Annotated in this window: 19 protein-coding genes and 1 riboswitch; of the genes, 6 read left to right on the top strand and 13 right to left on the bottom strand. The window is 45.9% G+C overall.

Translation table 11 applies throughout. From position 1 onward, the window contains the following. Positions 1–3: 3 nt before the first annotated feature. The 6 genes from P8O70_06820 to P8O70_06795 all read right to left on the bottom strand — a co-directional run bounded on the left by P8O70_06820 (position 4) and on the right by P8O70_06795 (position 4,889). Positions 4–1,068, bottom strand: coding sequence for an ABC transporter permease (locus P8O70_06820; GenBank protein MDG2196588.1), 1,065 nt, complete (start codon positions 1,066–1,068; stop codon positions 4–6). Between the two features lie 83 nt (positions 1,069–1,151). Then, positions 1,152–2,156, bottom strand: coding sequence for a sugar ABC transporter substrate-binding protein (locus P8O70_06815; GenBank protein MDG2196587.1), 1,005 nt, complete (start codon positions 2,154–2,156; stop codon positions 1,152–1,154). Positions 2,157–2,208: 52 nt separating this feature from the next. Next, positions 2,209–3,000 (bottom strand): aldolase/citrate lyase family protein, encoded by a 792-nt coding sequence (locus tag P8O70_06810; GenBank protein ID MDG2196586.1) that lies wholly within the window; start codon positions 2,998–3,000, stop codon positions 2,209–2,211. Positions 3,001–3,050: 50 nt separating this feature from the next. Further along, positions 3,051–3,803: a transcriptional regulator NanR gene (gene nanR, locus P8O70_06805; GenBank protein MDG2196585.1), complete on the bottom strand. Its 753-nt coding sequence runs from the start codon at positions 3,801–3,803 to the stop codon at positions 3,051–3,053. 102 nt (positions 3,804–3,905) lie between these two features. Then, complete coding sequence (locus tag P8O70_06800) at positions 3,906–4,235, bottom strand: multidrug efflux SMR transporter (protein ID MDG2196584.1); 330 nt, start codon at positions 4,233–4,235, stop codon at positions 3,906–3,908. A 9-nt stretch (positions 4,236–4,244) separates the two neighbouring features. Then, complete coding sequence (locus P8O70_06795; GenBank protein MDG2196583.1) at positions 4,245–4,889, bottom strand: glutathione S-transferase family protein; 645 nt, start codon at positions 4,887–4,889, stop codon at positions 4,245–4,247. Positions 4,890–5,088: 199 nt separating this feature from the next. On the opposite strand from P8O70_06795, the gene P8O70_06790 reads away from it, so the two are divergent. From P8O70_06790 to P8O70_06780, 3 genes are all read left to right on the top strand, one after another. After that, positions 5,089–5,979 carry an alpha/beta hydrolase gene (locus tag P8O70_06790; protein ID MDG2196582.1) on the top strand — a complete coding sequence of 297 codons (891 nt, stop codon included), beginning with the start codon at positions 5,089–5,091 and terminating at the stop codon, positions 5,977–5,979. Positions 5,980–6,038: 59 nt separating this feature from the next. Further along, a complete protein-coding gene (locus tag P8O70_06785) occupies positions 6,039–7,283 on the top strand; it encodes a multidrug effflux MFS transporter (protein ID MDG2196581.1) in 1,245 nt (414 codons plus the stop codon). 144 nt (positions 7,284–7,427) lie between these two features. Continuing rightward, positions 7,428–7,898 carry a DsrE family protein gene (locus P8O70_06780; GenBank protein ID MDG2196580.1) on the top strand — a complete coding sequence of 157 codons (471 nt, stop codon included), beginning with the start codon at positions 7,428–7,430 and terminating at the stop codon, positions 7,896–7,898. A 279-nt stretch (positions 7,899–8,177) separates the two neighbouring features. Here P8O70_06780 and P8O70_06775 read toward each other — a convergent pair whose 3' ends face one another. The 4 genes from P8O70_06775 to P8O70_06760 form a co-directional block, all read right to left on the bottom strand. Beyond that, entirely contained in the window at positions 8,178–9,122 is a 945-nt protein-coding gene (locus P8O70_06775; GenBank protein ID MDG2196579.1) for an AEC family transporter, read from the bottom strand. A gap of 239 nt (positions 9,123–9,361) precedes the next feature. Next, positions 9,362–10,243 carry a substrate-binding domain-containing protein gene (locus tag P8O70_06770; GenBank protein MDG2196578.1) on the bottom strand — a complete coding sequence of 294 codons (882 nt, stop codon included), beginning with the start codon at positions 10,241–10,243 and terminating at the stop codon, positions 9,362–9,364. Between the two features lie 356 nt (positions 10,244–10,599). After that, positions 10,600–11,421: an ion transporter gene (locus P8O70_06765; protein ID MDG2196577.1), complete on the bottom strand. Its 822-nt coding sequence runs from the start codon at positions 11,419–11,421 to the stop codon at positions 10,600–10,602. Positions 11,422–11,455: 34 nt separating this feature from the next. Continuing rightward, positions 11,456–12,262, bottom strand: a complete 807-nt coding sequence (locus P8O70_06760) for an ion transporter (GenBank protein MDG2196576.1) — start codon at positions 12,260–12,262, stop codon at positions 11,456–11,458. Between the two features lie 176 nt (positions 12,263–12,438). After that, positions 12,439–12,533, top strand: a riboswitch (TPP riboswitch). Positions 12,534–12,672: 139 nt separating this feature from the next. Here P8O70_06760 and P8O70_06755 point away from each other — a divergent pair. Both P8O70_06755 and P8O70_06750 read left to right on the top strand, forming a co-directional pair. Continuing rightward, positions 12,673–13,686 (top strand): thiamine ABC transporter substrate-binding protein, encoded by a 1,014-nt coding sequence (locus P8O70_06755; GenBank protein MDG2196575.1) that lies wholly within the window; start codon positions 12,673–12,675, stop codon positions 13,684–13,686. A gap of 4 nt (positions 13,687–13,690) precedes the next feature. Beyond that, positions 13,691–15,355: an iron ABC transporter permease gene (locus tag P8O70_06750; GenBank protein ID MDG2196574.1), complete on the top strand. Its 1,665-nt coding sequence runs from the start codon at positions 13,691–13,693 to the stop codon at positions 15,353–15,355. 351 nt (positions 15,356–15,706) lie between these two features. On the opposite strand, the gene P8O70_06745 is transcribed toward P8O70_06750, so the two are convergent. Then, on the bottom strand, positions 15,707–15,892 hold the full coding sequence (locus P8O70_06745) for a hypothetical protein (protein MDG2196573.1): 186 nt from the start codon (positions 15,890–15,892) through the stop codon (positions 15,707–15,709). A 600-nt stretch (positions 15,893–16,492) separates the two neighbouring features. On the opposite strand from P8O70_06745, the gene P8O70_06740 reads away from it, so the two are divergent. Next, positions 16,493–16,621, top strand: coding sequence for a hypothetical protein (locus P8O70_06740; protein ID MDG2196572.1), 129 nt, complete (start codon positions 16,493–16,495; stop codon positions 16,619–16,621). A gap of 108 nt (positions 16,622–16,729) precedes the next feature. On the opposite strand, the gene P8O70_06735 is transcribed toward P8O70_06740, so the two are convergent. Both P8O70_06735 and P8O70_06730 read right to left on the bottom strand, forming a co-directional pair. Continuing rightward, positions 16,730–16,882, bottom strand: coding sequence for a hypothetical protein (locus tag P8O70_06735; GenBank protein ID MDG2196571.1), 153 nt, complete (start codon positions 16,880–16,882; stop codon positions 16,730–16,732). A 374-nt stretch (positions 16,883–17,256) separates the two neighbouring features. Then, a partial coding sequence (locus tag P8O70_06730) for an RCC1 domain-containing protein (protein ID MDG2196570.1) occupies positions 17,257–17,466 on the bottom strand: 210 nt, incomplete at its 5' end.

Genomic DNA, 17,466 nt, shown 5'->3' with positions numbered 1-17,466 from the left:
TTCCTAACTATGTTTCCAGTAGAATTGATCTTCTTGGCCCACTTTTGATCGAGAGAATTTATTGATTGTTAGAATTCTTTGCTGGTATTTATTTCTTATTGCTTCAATGAGTACAGCAAGTAGAAGTAGAAGTCCCCTACTTACTTCAATCCAGAAAGGTGAAACACGCATAATATTGAGTCCTGTGTCCAGAATTGCCCAGAGCAAAACTCCTCCGAAAGCACCGACAACATTTCCTCTTCCTCCATAAATACTCATACCACCAATAATTGCTGCAGCATGTACAGTAAAGATGATTCCATGCCCCATTGTTGGTGTAGCACTGTTTAATCGTCCTGCGATTATGATTCCTGCAATAGCTGCACATAATCCTGCGATCATGTACACTATTATAATTGTGCGATCGACATTTATACCATTATTTCTTGCAATTTCTTTGTCAGCACCAATTGCATACATATTTCTTCCAAACTGTGTATATTTTGTGTGAAAGAACGCAATTATAAATGCTAATGTAACTAGTAGACCTGAAACTGGTATTACTAATTTGCCACGATAGCCATCAATACTAAATTTGATGATGGAATCATTGCCAAGCCATCTAAAACCATCTGGAAAAAAGCTGATTGTCGTACCTGGAGAAATTCCATATGTTAACCCTCTCAGAAGAAATAACATTGCAATTGTAACAATTAGATTGTTTACCTTTATCTTTGTGATTAGGTAACCATTGAACAAGCCAATCTTTATTCCGATGATAAGCATAATTAGGATTGCCCAGATGTAATGCAATCCAATATCAAGTCCACCATTTTCTGAGGAGATAATCAGTAAAGCTGCAACCATCGCAGTAAAAGCTAAGGTTGATTCGACTGATAGATCAAAGTTTCCAGTAATAAATGTGTAAGACTGGCTTAAGACAAGAAATCCCAACGCAGAAATACTGATTAAGATATTACTGATTGTAACAGGATTAAGGAATCTATCGGAGGCAACCGAAAAGAAGATAAATGCTGAAAAGACGAGAAACCAGATCAGGTTGTTTAAAATTAAATTGAGGAATCTCATTGGGCTTATAAGTTCTTTTTCTTTCTCCCTTTTATTTGAATACTGGGACCTGATTATTGTTGTCCCAGTATTTGTTTAAACACTTACTTGATATTACCCCATAAAGCAGGGTTATATACATTTGCTGAAGTGACATTAGATGTTGCTAGATTTAGCATCAAGCCTGAGTCACTTTCGAATATCTTTGCAGGCGACCAAGGTGCTCCTTGCTGGATTACACTTCCTAGTTGAATCTGCTCATTATTCAGTTCTTTCTCGATCCAATTGACTATGATTCCGAAGTCTGGCAGTGGTTGGCTTGAGGCCTGGTCACTCCAGCCATCCTTGATTGCCTGCAATCCGTCACTGCAGCCGTCCACAGCCACTCTGAAGATGTGGTCTTTGTGACCTCTTTTATAGTTCTTATTCAGTTGATCCAGTGCCGCTGAGATTGGTCGTGTTCCCACACAATCAGAGTGATAATAGATGCCATCAATTGCATTTGATCCCACGACATCTAGTGTAGCCTGACCAAAATTCTCTGCTTGCCATTGAGTTGGCTTGCTAATGACTTTGATGTCAGGGTGCTTTTTCATTACATCGTTAAAGCCTCCACCTCTCAACTGGGCTACGTTTTGCCCCATATTCCCCTGTAGTTCTAAGACTGTTCCCTTGGCTTTTGAATGCTTGACAGTGAGAAGCCTGACCAATTCCTCAGCTGCCTGCTGTCCCGCCAAATAATTATCAGCCTGAACTGTCATATTAACCTTACAACCAATGGTTGAACGATCTATAGTATAGAAAAGAATCCCAGCATCTTGAGCTCTTTCAACTGAGGAACAAACAGCTTTGCTATCTACCGGTACCGTGACAATTGCATCGACCCCCTGTGCAATGAAATTGTCCAATTGGTTTGCTTGCTGTTGTGCATCTGAATTAGCATTCGATACGATCACCTCCCAACCTTTCTCCTCTGCTTTTGAGACAAATCCATTCATGATGGCTCTTTGTCCACCATCGAGAGCTGGTGCACCAAACCCAATCAATATCTCAGCATGGGCTACTGTCCCGATCACAATACCTGCAATTGCTAGTATGAAATTCCTCATTTTACACCTCATATTGTAAGAAATTATTTTAATCACTGATGAAAAATTGTTTTTACATATTTCCTCCTGTTTTTAAATGTTTCATCATTTTTATCCCATCCTTGAATGCCTTTTGAAAGACCAACACTTCATGTCCATAACCAAGTACCGAAAAACCCAATTTTCTAAACTGTAGTAGCATAGACTGATTAATATCCAGAAACCCAAGTGGTTTATTAGTTAATTTACCTGCCTTAGAAACTTTCTCTACACTTTCAGTAAATAATTCATGTTGGAAATTACCTAACACTCCCAGTGAGTCTGTTAAGTCAAAATGACCTAGCCATCCCATATCAATTCCTTCAACTGACAAAATTTCTTCGCAGTTCTCAACTCCTTCTTTACTCTCAATCATTGCAATGACAGTATTGCTACTGTTTGCTTCTCGAATCTTTTTTTCTGGATCATCTGGACTGTAATGATCATGCGCAACATTGAAAGCAATACCTCTCTCACCAATTGGCCTATATTTGGCTAGTTTCACTATCTGTTTTGCTTCTTTAGCGGATTTAACATTTGGCACCATAATGCCTTTGATCCCTGCATCTAGGTATTGTGATATTGAGTTTTGGTCTAAACTAGGCACTCTGACAATTGGGTAAAGGTCTAACTCCCTTCCTGCTGCTACCATCATCTTGATTGTTTCTATGCCCACACCACTGTGTTCGGCATCGTATATCACAAAATCTGCACCACACTCTTTGAGAATCTTTGGCAGACCAAGATTAAAAAACTCAAAAATCATTATCCCCGTAATCAGTTCCTTTGATTCTAAATTTCTCAAAAATGTATAATTTAAACTCATATTTTGACTTTATTTCTATGATCAATTGAATTGTGTAAAAACATGATTAATTAGCTGTTTTGGTCTTTCAATGCCATCTCCTGGCTTTTTGTAATTTCCCAATAAGCTTCAGCAACCTGATCTAGATGGTTTTCCATTAGACTTTCAGCTAAATCCGCATTTTTCTTGAAAATTGCCTCAGCAATTTCTTTATGGGCTTGGTATGCAATCTTATTTTCACCTGGTGAACTTAAAGCTGTATGTCTTTGATCTATTAACCATTCAGAGATAGCAGCATGAATCCCTTTAAATATGCTATTTTTTGGGATCATAGCTAAGACATAATGAAAATCAACATCTGTTTGTGCAAAAAGTTTAGAGTTATTCATTGAATCCTTATTTACTTGCAACGCTTTCATTAACAGCTGGAGGTCATCTTCTGTTGCATGTTGCGCTGCATATCTCGCAAGACCACACTCGAAGAATTTTCTGGCTGCTTGAAAGTTTTTGACACCCTCTGGATGCCCCAACCAGTGATGTGCTGCCGTTGATAAAGATTCAACAATATGCTCTGCAGTTGGTTCAATAACTTTAGTTCGCCCTCCCCCACTCACAGAAACAAATCCTGCCTTCTGTAAAGTAAGGAGTGCTTCTCGAATTGCTGGCCTTCCTACTCCATAAATTTCCATCAGTTCTCTCTCTGATGGTAAAGAGTCCCCTGGCCGAATCTCCCCCGAATTAATCAGTTGTTGAATTCGCTCAACAACTTCTTCGTAAAGTCGTTTTCTTTTTATGTGATTCTTTTTTAGCGGTATACTTATCATACCAGTTCTTTTATTAGAATCTGCTAGATTGTCAAGGATTTTGTGGCACAAAAATAATTCAGAGAGTTTTCAATTATTTTCAAGAGTTGCACTTTTAATTTACTAAGGATGCACCGTCTTGGAAAATAACTGAATGACTCCCACTCCAGCGATGATCAAGGCCATCCCAACAATGGCAGCCCAGTCGGGGACCTGTTTGTAGATAAATATCGAGATGATAGTAATCAGCACAATCCCAATCCCCGACCAGGTGGCATAAGCGATCCCCACAGGAATCACCTTCAGGGAGAGGGTTAGGAAGTAGAAGGCGGCACCATAGCCAAGTACCACAACCAGGCTGGGCCAGAGTTTGGTGAAGTCTTCTGTGGCCTTGAGAAAACTGGTCCCAATCACTTCACCCAGGATCGCCAGCGCCAGATAAAAATAGTGCATGAGCAGAAATCATCCTTGCTTGCTGGCAATCCACGTGACCGTGGCTTCGCGGGCTTCCTGAAGAGTTTCTGAGACAGCGGGGACCTTCTGAATATTCTGCTGCCATTCTTTCAGTCGTGACTGTAGGTTCCAGGACATTCCAAAGCACTCCCACATCAACTCTCCCAATAGTAGTGTTGGGGCATACCCCACATCAGCTAGAGACAGTTCTGAAGTCAGCAAGAACGGTTGAGGATCTACCAACTCAGCCAACATGTTGAGCCGCTTTTGGAGTTCAGCAGCCTTGGCCTCCAAGACCTCTGTGTTTCGATTCTGGTAAGCGACTTGGCCAAACAGGGAGCGGATAATGGGTTCCACTGCAAGATCATGATGTCTTGAGAGTTGACGAATCAGAGCCCGTTTTGCAGGATCACCCGGAAGCATTACAGGATTCGGATACTTTTCTTCTAGATATTCGTTGATGGCTTCTGATTCAGAGAGTACCAATTGATCATCCACTAATCCTGGGATTTTGCCGGTTGGGACGATCTGCTTGTATTCAGCTGACCCATACCCACTCGGTGGTGGTAAGATCTTGTGGGGAATCTGTTTGTGTCTCAGGACAATTTTGACCTTGCTGCAGAAGTTACTGATGGGGAAGGCGTAGAGAATCATGAATTTCCTGGCTGAGCAAAGAGATGGAACCGATGTCGTTCAACAACACTTGTTCCTTATGAAAAAGAGGTTCAATCTTAAAAATAACAAATGTGATCAAGTCTAGTGGCAGGTTCTTGCTTTTTAGCAACTCACGCAAGAGAGAAATGAATCTGATCCTAAGTTTTTAGGAAATATTTTGTGGAAAAAATTCAATACAATGAGCAATAAATCAACCTTTGCTGAAGGCTTTGAAGCAGCTCGGATTCAGACCCGGGGAGCGGAAATCAACCTGGTTCATGGAGGGGCAGGGAGGCCTCTGCTGCTGCTTCATGGCTATCCACAAACACATATGATGTGGCACCGCGTAGCTCCACAATTGGCAGAAGAATTTCACGTCATCTGTCCAGATTTGCGTGGTTATGGAGACAGCTCAAAACCAGAGTCTACGATCGATCATGAGCCCTACTCCAAGCGTGAGATGGCCAAGGACATGGTTGAGGTGATGAAAGAGCTTGGCTACCAGCAGTTTGCCGTAGCCGGACACGACCGTGGAGCTCGGGTGTTACACCGGATGATCCTTGATCATCCAGAGCGTGTGGAACGAGCCTGTGTGATGGACATTGCTCCAACTCATCACATGTTCAAGACCACAGATCAGGAATTTGCGACGGGCTACTACCACTGGTTTTTTCTGATTCAGCCCAATGGCCTACCGGAGCGACTGATTGGAGCCGATCCCGAATACTACCTCACTGAGAAGATGGGACGCTGGAGTTCTCCTGATTCCATCTTTGCCCCCGAAGCCTTTGCTGAATACTTGCGCTGCTTCCGAAATCCAGAAACCATTCATGCCTCCTGTGAAGACTATCGAGCAGCTGCAAGTATTGACTTAGAGCATGACACCTCAGATCTGCATCTAAAAATTGAATGTCCCCTGTTGGCACTATGGGGAGAGAAGGGCCTTGTGCATCGTAAGTATGAGGTTCTCGAAGTTTGGCGTGAACGAGCCAACCATGTCAGTGGTACCGCCCTGAACTGTGGACACTACCTGCCAGAGGAATCACCAGAGCAAGTTCTCGATGAACTGCTCCCATTCCTTCGTTTCTGATCCAGAAATCACTTTTCTATCTCGATTTTTATTTTCCTTAAGCAGGAACCCAATCGCGTATGAGTCTTTTTGCTCGTCCTGAGCGGACGCCCTCCCTTCCAGAATTTGTTGGTTTAATGGCTCTGATGCAATCGTTGGTGGCTTTGACCATTGATGCGATGATCCCTGCTTTGCAGGAACTTGGAGTTACCCTTCAGATTGATCATCCGAATGATGCGCAACTTGTGATTAGCCTATTGTTTCTCGGATTGGCACTCGGACAACTCCTGTTCGGACCTCTGTCCGATAGTATTGGACGCAAAACTGCGATTCAGCTGGGAATTGGTTTGTTCAGCATTGGCTGCCTGGTCTCGGTTTTCTCAACGAGCTACACAATGATGCTCCTTGGTCGTGTTTTGCAGGGGGTTGGCTTGGCGGGGCCAAGGATTGTCAGCATTGCGCTGATCCGAGATCTCTACTCTGGTGATTCGATGGCAAAAGTGATGTCCTTCGTGATGTCGGTGTTCATCCTTGTACCCGCGATTGCACCAGCTGTTGGTCAGGGCATCCTGCACATCTGGAATTGGCAGGGGATCTTTGCTCTCTTTCTTGGGCTAGGGGCCATCGTCTCAATCTGGTTTGGACTGCGTCAACCCGAGACCTTGAAACTGGAAAGGCGGATTCCCTTCACACCTCAGAGACTGATTGCTGGTGTTAAAGAGGTTGGCCTGAATCGCCACGCTTTTGGACACACAATTGCGGCTGGGTTAATTTTTGGCCCCTTTGCCGCCTACCTTTCGATGTCTCAGCAGATCCTGCAAATTCAATATGGCCTTGGAGAAGATTTTCCGCTGTACTTTGCCCTGTTGGCTCTTTCAATCGGTGCAGCGTTCTTTGCAAACTCTCGCTTGGTGATGCGTTACGGGATGCGCCGGATGATTGGCATTGCCTGTCCAGCTATTTCAATCTGGAGTTTGGGCTTTCTTGGAATTGCTTGGTTGCATAATGGCCAACCTTCTCTGCTGTTGTTAATTTTGTACCTACAGGTCACGTTCTTCTGTATGGGCATTCTCTTTGGAAATCTAAACGCAATGGCAATGCAGACATTGGGGCACATTGCTGGGATTGGAGCTGCGATTGTGGGCTTCCTATCCACCACGATCGGAGTCACTTTTGGTTCTGTGATCGGACAACTTTATGACCAATCTATTGCTCCTTTGGTCATCGGCTATTTCTTCGGGAGTGCTCTGTCGATCTTGGCAATTCATTGGGCCAATCAAGGAGGTGTCCCGTCAACTGGAGTTGAAGTCGCTCTGGCAAAGTGAATCTCTCTTTGTGCGTCGCTGAGTGAGGGGTTCTGGATATTGTTTGACAGATTCTAGTTGACTTTCCCTTCTGATCTTTCTAAAAAAAAAGCGCTTATTGTATAAATTATTTTGAATACTCAAATGTAATAAAGAGGAGGAAGAATGAAAAATCTTCTGAAAATTATGCTGTTGGGAACTGGCTTAATCCTAGCGGTGTGTTCAAGCGCCTTGGGCTACGGCAAGCAAAAAGTCGTTTATCACATCAATGGGGACAATCCACAACAGAACACAGGCGCCTTGCGCAATATTCAAAATCACATCAACGCAGTCGGAGCTGAAAACATGGATATCCGCGTGGTAATGCACGGGAATGGGCTTGCGGTGTTGCTGTATCCGGATGAAGTGGAAGGCACTAAGATGAAGCGTGGGAATGCAAATGAAGAGATGCAAACCCGAATTACAGGTTTGAAGAATCAGGGAGTGCGCTTTCATGTCTGCGCAAACACATTGAAGGGTCGCAATATCAACTTGGAGGAAGATCTATACGATGCCTCCCAGGATGATGTTGTCCCAAGTGGTGTTGCAGAACTCTCCAACCTGCAGATCCAGGGCTACACCTATATCAAGCCGTAATTTTCTCCACCAAGTTCCTTTCCTTGTATGCTGGTCGCTCTTTTTTCGGAGTGGCCTCACTCCTCCTTAAAACGTCTAACAGTGCTTCTGCATCACTGGCCGCCTTCCGGTTGGATTGATATTGTTTGCCTCCAGAGCGTGGGGCAATTTTGATAGCCCATGCCAGTAAAATACATGCGGCTTTGAAACCGCTCACCAGTTGGGGAAGGAATCTGTTGATGAAGAAAAGTAAAAGTTCAAAAGACTTTTAGCAAATACAGACAAAAAGAGAGGGATGGACTACCGGTGAAAGAACCACAACAGCGTCGACAGGGTGATCGGAGCGAGTAAAGTGGTGATCAACATTGCATTGCTAGCAAGAGCAACGTTGACCTGATAACGCGAAGAAAACAGATAGGGAGTCACACCAACGGGTTGAGCTGCAATTAGAATCGCTACATGTACCCAGAGCTCATACTCCAACTGAAAAACAACCAGAGCTAGAAAAGCAACAATCATTGGATGCAGGAGTAGTTTTGCTACCACTACCATCCCCATGTCCTTCCAGCGTCCTGCAATCCGAAACCGGGTGAGTGTCGCCCCCAAAGCAAACAGCGAGCATGGGGTGACTGCATCCCCCATCAATTCTGCAACAGGATCAAGTGGTTCCGGTAATCGGAGGTTGAACAGGTTCATCAGAATTCCTGAAACCAGGCTCAGGATAATCGGATTGGTAGCAACACCTCGCAAGGCATTTTGGGTGACTTTTGAGAGTGAGGCATTGCGTCCCTTGGCAATCTCCATCAGAGTCGTAATCACAGGCAGGAGTAATGTTGAATGCAGACTGATGATCAGGAACAAGGGCACTGTCGCTTCTTTCCCAAAAGTCATCAAGACTACTGGAATGCCTAGTAAAACCGTGTTTGGGAACGTGCTGGTGAAACCATGCATCGCGCTGTCTCCAAAATCTCGTCTTAGCAAAGCACGACAGCTTAGGAATCCTAGCGTCAATACGCTGAACGAGGCTCCATAGTAGGAGAACAGAAGGGCCCAGGGTACTTGGTCAGGCAATGAGGAGCGGGAGATCGTCTGCACCAACATCACTGGAACTGCAAAGTGGTAGGTGAAATCACTCAGACCATCCACTGTCGATTCCTTGACCCAGTTGAGCTTAGCTGCACCGTAGCCCATACCGATGATGGCAAAAACTGGGAAGATAACGTCAAAGATAGGATTCAATCGCACAACCTTAGGAAAGTAGGTCTGGAGGAAGGGCTGACTAGTTCTGGCAAACTTTCAAACTATGGTTGCTGGGAGAGTAGACAACAATCGGAGAATGTACAAAGAGATCAAGTGTTTTTGGTTAGTGCTTTCCCCTCTACATTGAAGAGATGAACGTATTCAGGTAGAAATCGCATGTGGAAGTTGGTTTCTTCTTCCAAGGAGGAGTTCCCATTTTGGCGGACCAGGATGTGGGGTGTCTTTTAGGATGAAAGCAAGCGTTTGCGACTACGGATGAAAGTCGCTAATTCACTAGAATTGAGACAGGCTGGACCGTCGGAGCCCCGCTCCAGCAACACTGCTGTGGTCAGCGTTCCAGTGACCTTGGCCCCTTTTTCGTGGATTAATTGCATCAACTTGACTCCACATTGGAAGCCAGCCTCATATTGATCCACTGCAAAGGTGGTCAGACCTGGTTCGCTGAATTCCCCCTCGGGAATCCCTTCATACCCGATTACTGAGATATGCTCTCCAGGGATCAACTCCAGTTGCTTTGTGGCTCGAATGACTCCAAGTGCAGCAAGATCCAAGGCACAAAGGAAACCCGTCGGAGGTTGTGGAGATTTCAGCAATCTCATCGCACAATCCAACCCATCTGGAACCGTGGTGATGTTTTCAAAGATCTGCAGTTGAACTTCTTCTTGATCGAACTCCTCGATTCCGAGTTCCACACCCTTTTTACGGAGGCTGTTGTAAAATAACTGAGCATCTCCTCCCAGAAATGCTAAGTGTCTGTGCCCAAAAGCCAACAAGCGAGCTGTTGCTCTATGGAAGCACTCAACCTGGTTGATGTCGAACCAGGAGTACTGGGTTAGGTTCTCTGTTTGTCCGTAAAGCACCAGAGGAGCCTTCAATTGATCGAGGATCTGAATGCGTGGGTCGTCATGCATCGTTCGAGGTAGGATAAATCCATCAACCTTGCGTTGAACAAACAGATCACGATGAAGCTCAACCATCTCTGCATCAGATTGTGCAGTTGCCACCGTCAATGTATAGCCCTGCTTGGCAATCGAGGTGAAGATCCCATTAATGAATTGCATCAGAAATGGACGACTTGCAGCCCGAGATTTGGGCAGCAGGATCAAGCCAACAGAGCAGGCCAAACCCGTTTTGATTCCCTGGGCTACAGCGGAGGGTTGGTAGCCTAATTCCTTCGCGGCTTGCTGAACTCACGCTACCGTCGAGGCAGAAACGTCAGCGTAACCCCGTAGTGCTCTGGAAACCGTCCCTTTGGAAATCCCTAAATGATCTGCAAGATCTTGAATGGTGATTTTCATAATCGCTAATTGAGTTGCCAAAACCGGTTTCGGAAAGCAGATTACCCGAAACTGGTTTTGGCAATCAAAAAATCGAGAAAATGAAAAAAAGATGTTTAGTAGATTAGAACTGAATAGCGTCCAGTTACTGAAGTTAGAGGAATTTACAAAATGATCTATGAATCCTAATGAAAGTTGGCAGCGTGTTTGGTTCCCTCATTATCATTGGGTTCCTCCATCGATTCTTTTGCACTTAAAACAGGCTCAGGTGAATTTCTTCTTGTTTCGAAGTATGCAGATGCAACGATTCCAGAGGGTACCGCAAAGACACCGATACCAAGAAGTGCCACGAGAGAGCCTAACAATTGACCAAGGAAACTCGTTGGGGTAGCTCCGCCAAATCCTACTGTAAATGGTGTGCTGACAGCCCAAGACATGACTCTGAGGATGCTTCCAAACGCCTCTGGATTTTCATGACGTTCCGCATAGTACATCATGCTGGATATAACAAAGAGCAGACAAATCATCACAAACAATGACTTTGCGATTTCCAGTAATTTTTCTCGGAGTGTTCTCTTGAGATCATCGAAGGCTCTTGCGTAATGAAATCGCCGATAGATGCGAAGCAAGCGAAGTATTCGTAAAAACCGTATATCGGCAATGCCGTGCAGAAAGAAGGGTAGGATTGCCAAAAAATCCATCAAGGCATAGGGGGTCAGTAAGTAGCGGATGCGCCCATCCTGACTTGCGAACTTGGTGACAGCTGGGCAGGCGTAAAGTCGGAGCAAAAATTCTAAGATGAAAATAGTGACGGAAAAGGCATCAAACCAGAAGAAGGTGTCCCCGTATTCTGCTTCGAACTCACTGTCCGTTTCCAGCACGTAGATCAGCAGGTCCAGTCCGATCAGAACGATCACCAGCCGATCCACCCACATGCCAACGGGTGTCTCATGGTTTTCCAGGATTCTCCAGATCAGCTGCTGCCGCTTTTTGACTTCTTTATCCATTGTCAATTCCTCTACTGATTGATGGCGATCTATTTCAATCCAGTGTCTGTCCACAGTGTTGGCAGACTTTGTGGGAAGGCTTCTTTTCGATTTCTTTAGACTCCATGGGATCGTTAGGCTCTGCAAAGCCGGCAGCTAGAATGCCGGTGGGAATCGCAAACAAGCCAATTCCAATGATTGCGGAAGCAGCGCCCAGGAAGCGCCCCAAGCTGGTGATTGGAGTGACATCCCCATAGCCCACGGTGGTCAGCGTCGCTACGGCCCACCACATCGACTCTATGATACTACCAAATTTATTCGGTTGCGCTTCGTGCTCTGCATAGTACATCAGGGTCGAGGTGACAAAGAGCAGGGAGAGCATCACGATCAGTGAAGAGAGCAACTCTTCTGATTTGCCAGCAAAAATCTGGGTCAACCGTTGTAGAGACCGTGAATAGTGGAAGCCTTTCAAAAATCGCAGGACCCTGAGAATTCTCAAGAAACGAGCATCAAAGGCAAAGAAGCTGAAGATCAATTGCAGATAGAAGGGCAGAATTGCCAATAGATCGACCAATCCATGTAGAGAGAATAGGTAGCGTAACCTTCCGAACTTGCCAGAAAATCGCTGTTCGGATGGACAAGCGTAGAGTCGAGCAGCCAATTCAACCGTAAAAATACCAATGGAAATCGCGTCAAAGGTACGGAACCAATGACCGAATTCGGCAGCTAGATCAGGATCAGTTTCCAAAACGAAGGCAATCAGGTTCAGACTAATCAGGGAGATGATGAACTTATCAAACCAGTAGGCTTCCTGGGTTTCGTGCATCTCTACGATCTCCCAGATCCTTTGTTGTAGTGTCATGGTTCTTCTCGATGAAACACTTGAGTGAATGGGCTCACAGACTCTTGGGAGGTGGGTGATACTGAAGATGCTGCAAAGAGTCGAGGCAGACGAAGCTTGGAGGAGGCGCAATGGAAAATTTGTAGTCGGACTCAACATGGAGATTGACAAGCAAAAAGTCCAAAATTACTCTGTTAGGGCTTCGTTAGGGGTGGTGGCTTGGCTGCCTGAGAGAAAACCCTTGGAACCTGATCCGGATAATGCCGGCGCAGGAAAACGATGCCTCCAGCTGCACTTTCTCAAGTGCCTGCGTACTGCATCTCCGATTATTTGCATCTCTCCCCGTCGAAGCGTGATCCAGTGACTCAGGATGGTTGATTTTCATCAACCCAGACTCACTTTTTGTCAACTCCTTGTTGAGGAACACGCTCGTGCTCAAACAAAAACTATCTCGCTGGCTTGCCGGCATTCTACTGTTAACGACCCTTGCACTGCCTGCATTTGCTCAAGACCTAGTGGTCTACACCTATGACTCCTTCAATACTGAATGGGGTCCAGGACCTGTGGTCTTCAAGGCTTTTGAGGAACAGTGTTCTTGCAAGGTCCAAGTGATCGCCCCTGGGGACTCTGGTTCTTTACTGAGCCGGACAATCCTGGAAAAAGCCAATCCCAAAGCGGATGTGCTGTTGGGTGTCAATGACAGTGAACTGGCCAAGTCTTTCAAGCATGATCTCTGGGAGCCGTATCGCTCCCCCAACCTGGATCGTGTTCCTGAAGAGCTGCGGCTTGATTCTGAATACCGTGTCACTCCCTTTGACTATGGGTACATTGCCTTTATCTACGACTCTGAACGGTTGAGCTCACCACCAACGAGTCTTGCTGATCTGAGTGATCCACGTTTTGCAGGCAAGGTCGTGATTCAGAGCCCAAAAACTTCCTCACCTGGCTTGTCAATGCTCCATTGGACCGTTGCGGTTTATGGAGAAGAGGGCTATCTGGAATATTGGGATCGTTTGCGTCCGAATCTGCTAACGATCACGGACGGGTGGTCTTCAGCTTATGGCATGTTCACCAAGGGGGAGGTGCCGATTGTACTAAGCTACGTCACTAGTCCAGCCTACCACGTAGAGTATGAGCAGACGGAGCGCTACAAGGCACTGGATTTTCTGGAGGGCATGTTCCGTCAGGTTGAATTCGCAGGGATTCTCAAGGGCGCTAAGAACCAACAGCGAGCTCGTGAATTCATTGACTTCATGCTCACCTCTGGCTTTCAGGATGTGATTCCATTAACCAACTGGATGTACCCTGTGGCGCCGGAAAAAGCCTTGCCAGATTCCTATCAAGCTGCGGTGCGTCCGGCCAAGACGCTCACTCTCTCCCCAGAAGAAATTGAGGAAAACAATGAACGGTGGCTTCGAAGCTGGTCGCGGACAATGGCGCAGTGAGTAAATGAGCCAACTCCTGGAGCGTTTGCTTCCTGGCTTCTTGCAGATCCTGGCTATGCTGTTGCTGGTAGGTGGATTTTACTTGCCGCTGCTGTTGTTTCTGGGTGGTCAGGACCCTCTCCAACCCGGGGTCTCGGTTCTGCGCTTGGACTACCTGTTGGAGTTCTTAGCTGATCCCTGGAACCTACGAGTTCTTGGATTCTCTTTGGAGCAGGCGTTCTGGAGTGCTGTTCTTTCCATCCTGCTGGGCCTTCCCGGGGCTTGGCTGCTGACTCGCTATGACTTCCCGGGACGAGCGGCCCTGCAACGTTTTGCTTACCTGCCATTCCTGTTGCCCTCCATCTTAGTAGTGCTGGCGATGGTCCTGTTTTTTGGGAATCAGGGTTGGGTCAACCAAGCGCTGATGTCCCTCTTCGGGCTCAAAGAACCTCCAGTTCAATTCCTCTATTCACTCAATGGGATCCTGCTGGGCCATGTCTTTTACAACTTCCCACTGGCGATGCGGCTGATTGGGGATCAATGGGAGAGAATCTCTGCAAAGTATTCGCTGGCAGCACGAATGCTTGGTCATTCCCCCTTATACAACTTCTTGCTTGTGACGCTGCCGTTGATTCTTCCTTCGATTTTGGGAGCCTTCACCCTGATCTTCTTACTCTGCTTGAACAGCTTTGCCATCATCCTAGTGTTGGGAGGAGGTGTCCGCCACACGACGATCGAGGTATTGATTTATCAACTGGCACGGATTGATTTGGATTTTTCAGGAGCTGCAGTGTTGTCACTCTTGCAGTCTGGACTGGCAATCTTCACCTTGTTGCTCCTGCTCAAGCAGCATCGCAAACAGCGTCCAATACGACAGCAGTCACTACCCCGACTCTGGCTTCCTGATCAACTTCGACTGAGACGACCCGAAGCCTGGCTGGGCTTGGCTTGGTTGGTAGCTGCACTGACTTTTGGGGTTGGTCCTCTTTTGGCCATCGTGTTTGATTCCCTAAGACAAGCAGATGCTTTTACCTGGGATGCTTATCAAGTTCTCTTTGCTGAGAGGGAGAACAATCGTTTCTTTTCCGCCTTGTGGAATTCATTTCGGATTGGGTTGACGAGCGCACTGCTCGCTTCGCTCCTTGGTGCTGGGCTGCTGATTTGGTTGGAACGTGTACCGCTACGCTTGAGAGCGGGATTGGAAGGGCTGATTCTCTTGCCGATGGCTTTTTCCACGGTGGTCTTTGGGGTGGCCTGGTTTCATCTAAACCAGTCATGGCTTGCGGGGAGTGTCTCTCTTTTTTGGATTGCTGCTGCCTTGCATGCGATCCTGGGATGCCCTTACTGGCTCCGCTTGGTGCTACCAACTTGGAGGGCAATTCCCGCTCAGTGGCACACTGAATCGAAGATACTTTGCATCCCACGTCTGCGTTTCTGGAGGATTGTCCTCTGGCCCTGGCTGCGACCGACCTTGCTGCTGGCCTTTGGGTTTGCCTTTGCGCTCTCCTTGGGAGAACTCAATTCCATCCTGATGATCGCTGATGAAACAGTACGAACGCTACCCTTGGAGATCTATTCGGCTTTGTCTGGTTATCGTTTCCATCAGGCCTCTGCGGTTGGAGTTATTCTGCTGGCGATGTCGGTAGGCTTGTTTTTGCTGGTCGAACGAACTGCTCTGCTGAGAGAGTAATCTTTTTGGAAAATAACTAAAAAAAGTCACTATTTTAGTTGAGCAATCTGCCGACTGAAAAATACTGTTGCCCAAGAAAGTGTGAGAACATTGAGAGGTAGCCATGTCGATCTTTGGGTTTCCTTGTCGTAAAACACCTGAAACCGACCGAGCCAACGTGACCGCAGGAGGCGAAGTGTGCCTTTGCGAGATGGTGGCGTCGATCTTTGGTCTCCATGACTCCAAATATCCAAGTTTGCAAAATTTAAGTTTACTGCATCCCACAGAATTGTGTCAGGGAAATTGACTGACAGGCGGGCCTGATCCTATGATTGAGAGTTTCAGTGACAGGTTGTTGAAAGTGATGAGGTTCTATCCACAATTGAATAAAAAGTCCTCGTAGCTGGGCGGAGCTTCCTTACCGACTCCATAAATATCGTAGGTCTTCTCACTCACCTCTAGGAATTTCATGGTAGTTAGATCAAGATACCAGGTTTCCGTGGAGCTTAGCTCTTCCAGGAGATTGGTATAATCTGGAATTCTCTTGATGTGATTCATGTGTTTTTTCTTCTCGTTTATTTTTCATTCTCCAAAATTATCGCATAAACGTGACAAGAAATTTTAGGAACTCAGCTTTAAAATGAGTGATTAAATTGTAATTTTCTTTTAATACTGCTTTTATGTCCGATTTTTGTTTAAAAATTATGACAAAAATTGATTAAATCAGACTTTCTGATTGAAAAAATATTTTATATATTATTGAATTTCAATAATTATTCTTTTTAGGGTTGTCTGAAAAATAATTGACACTCAGAAGAGGTAGAACTATAAATATAAAAAACTGGTAAAAACTCGATCCAACTTTGCGTACATACAAATGCAAAAGCCCCGGCATCCGGATGGTTTGGCAACGGATACAGGGGCCCAACACAACAAGACATCCTGACGGAATATCTGCTGATTTAACTGTAGCACATTTTTTTTTGTCCTTTGCCAACGATTTCTTCTCTCCTTTCTTCGCGCTCTCCTCATCAGGCATTCTTCTAGTAAAAATTAACTGCTGTAGGTTCGAATTTTAAATTCTCTGTAGGAATCCATCAGCAAATCGTGGGGTAGCTTCCTTTTTTGGATTGTTGCACCATTGCAAGTGATCCTGGGATGCCCCTACTGGCTCCGCTTGGTGCTGCCACTGGGAGAGCCATTCGCGCTCAATGGCACACTGAATCGAAGATCCCTCATATCCCACGTCTACGTTTCTGGAAAATGGTACTCTGGCCTTGGCAGTGACCAACCTAGTTGCTAGGTCTTTAGTTTCGCTTTTGCGCTTTTATTGGGAGAACTCAATTCAAACCTGATGATCGCTGATGAAACGATACGGACCCTACCTTTAGAGATCTATTTCGCCGTGTCGAGCTGTCGTTTCCTTCCAGCCTCAGCAAGTGGTGTCATTCCGCTGGCGATGTCAGTGGGCATGTTTCTGCTGGTCGAACGGTCTGCATGCTCAGTAGATAATCGTTTTCTGGATCGGTCTTCAAAGCATTGGATCATTTACCATCTGTCTCAGAGATCAGGTGGCCCTTAGGCAGAATGATCGTATTCTGATAAGCTTTTCATTCTTCTCTCAATTTCTATCTTTACAAAACTCTCATCGACGGCTTGTGTGTTCTCAACTCTCCAAGCTAGGTGACAGTTTTCAGACTACGTTGAATCCAAATTTATTTGCAAATCGGTGAGTTTAGACCAGACGCAATTTTCCTACTCCCATAGGGAGAAGCTGGCTGAAAGGCAGATGAGGGAGTTTGTGGATAAACAAAAAAGCCCTGGACCACGAGTAGTGATTCAGGGCTTCAAAGGTTGTCAGATTGCTTCAGAATAACAGCAGTTCTGCAGCAAGGAGAACTATGGAAGCCGTGTCTGTACTCTTACCAACCAGCCTTGCTTCCCCAGCAAGTATAGGTGCCATCAGTAAATCCAGCGCAACTCCAGTCAGCGCCAGCGTGAACTGAAGTTGGAGTCTTGCTCAGTGTAGGTACAGTACTCTGTCCAGCTGAGTTACTGCCTACACAAGTAACAGCACCACTCTCTAGGTAGCAGATATGATCTGTGCCAGCAGCGACATCTGTAGCAACACC

The organism is SAR324 cluster bacterium (assembly GCA_029245725.1).
In the GTDB taxonomy this organism is placed as follows: Bacteria; SAR324; SAR324; order SAR324; family NAC60-12; genus JCVI-SCAAA005.
Note: the sequence above shows the minus strand (reverse complement) of the source record. Positions and strands in the feature narration are given on the sequence as shown.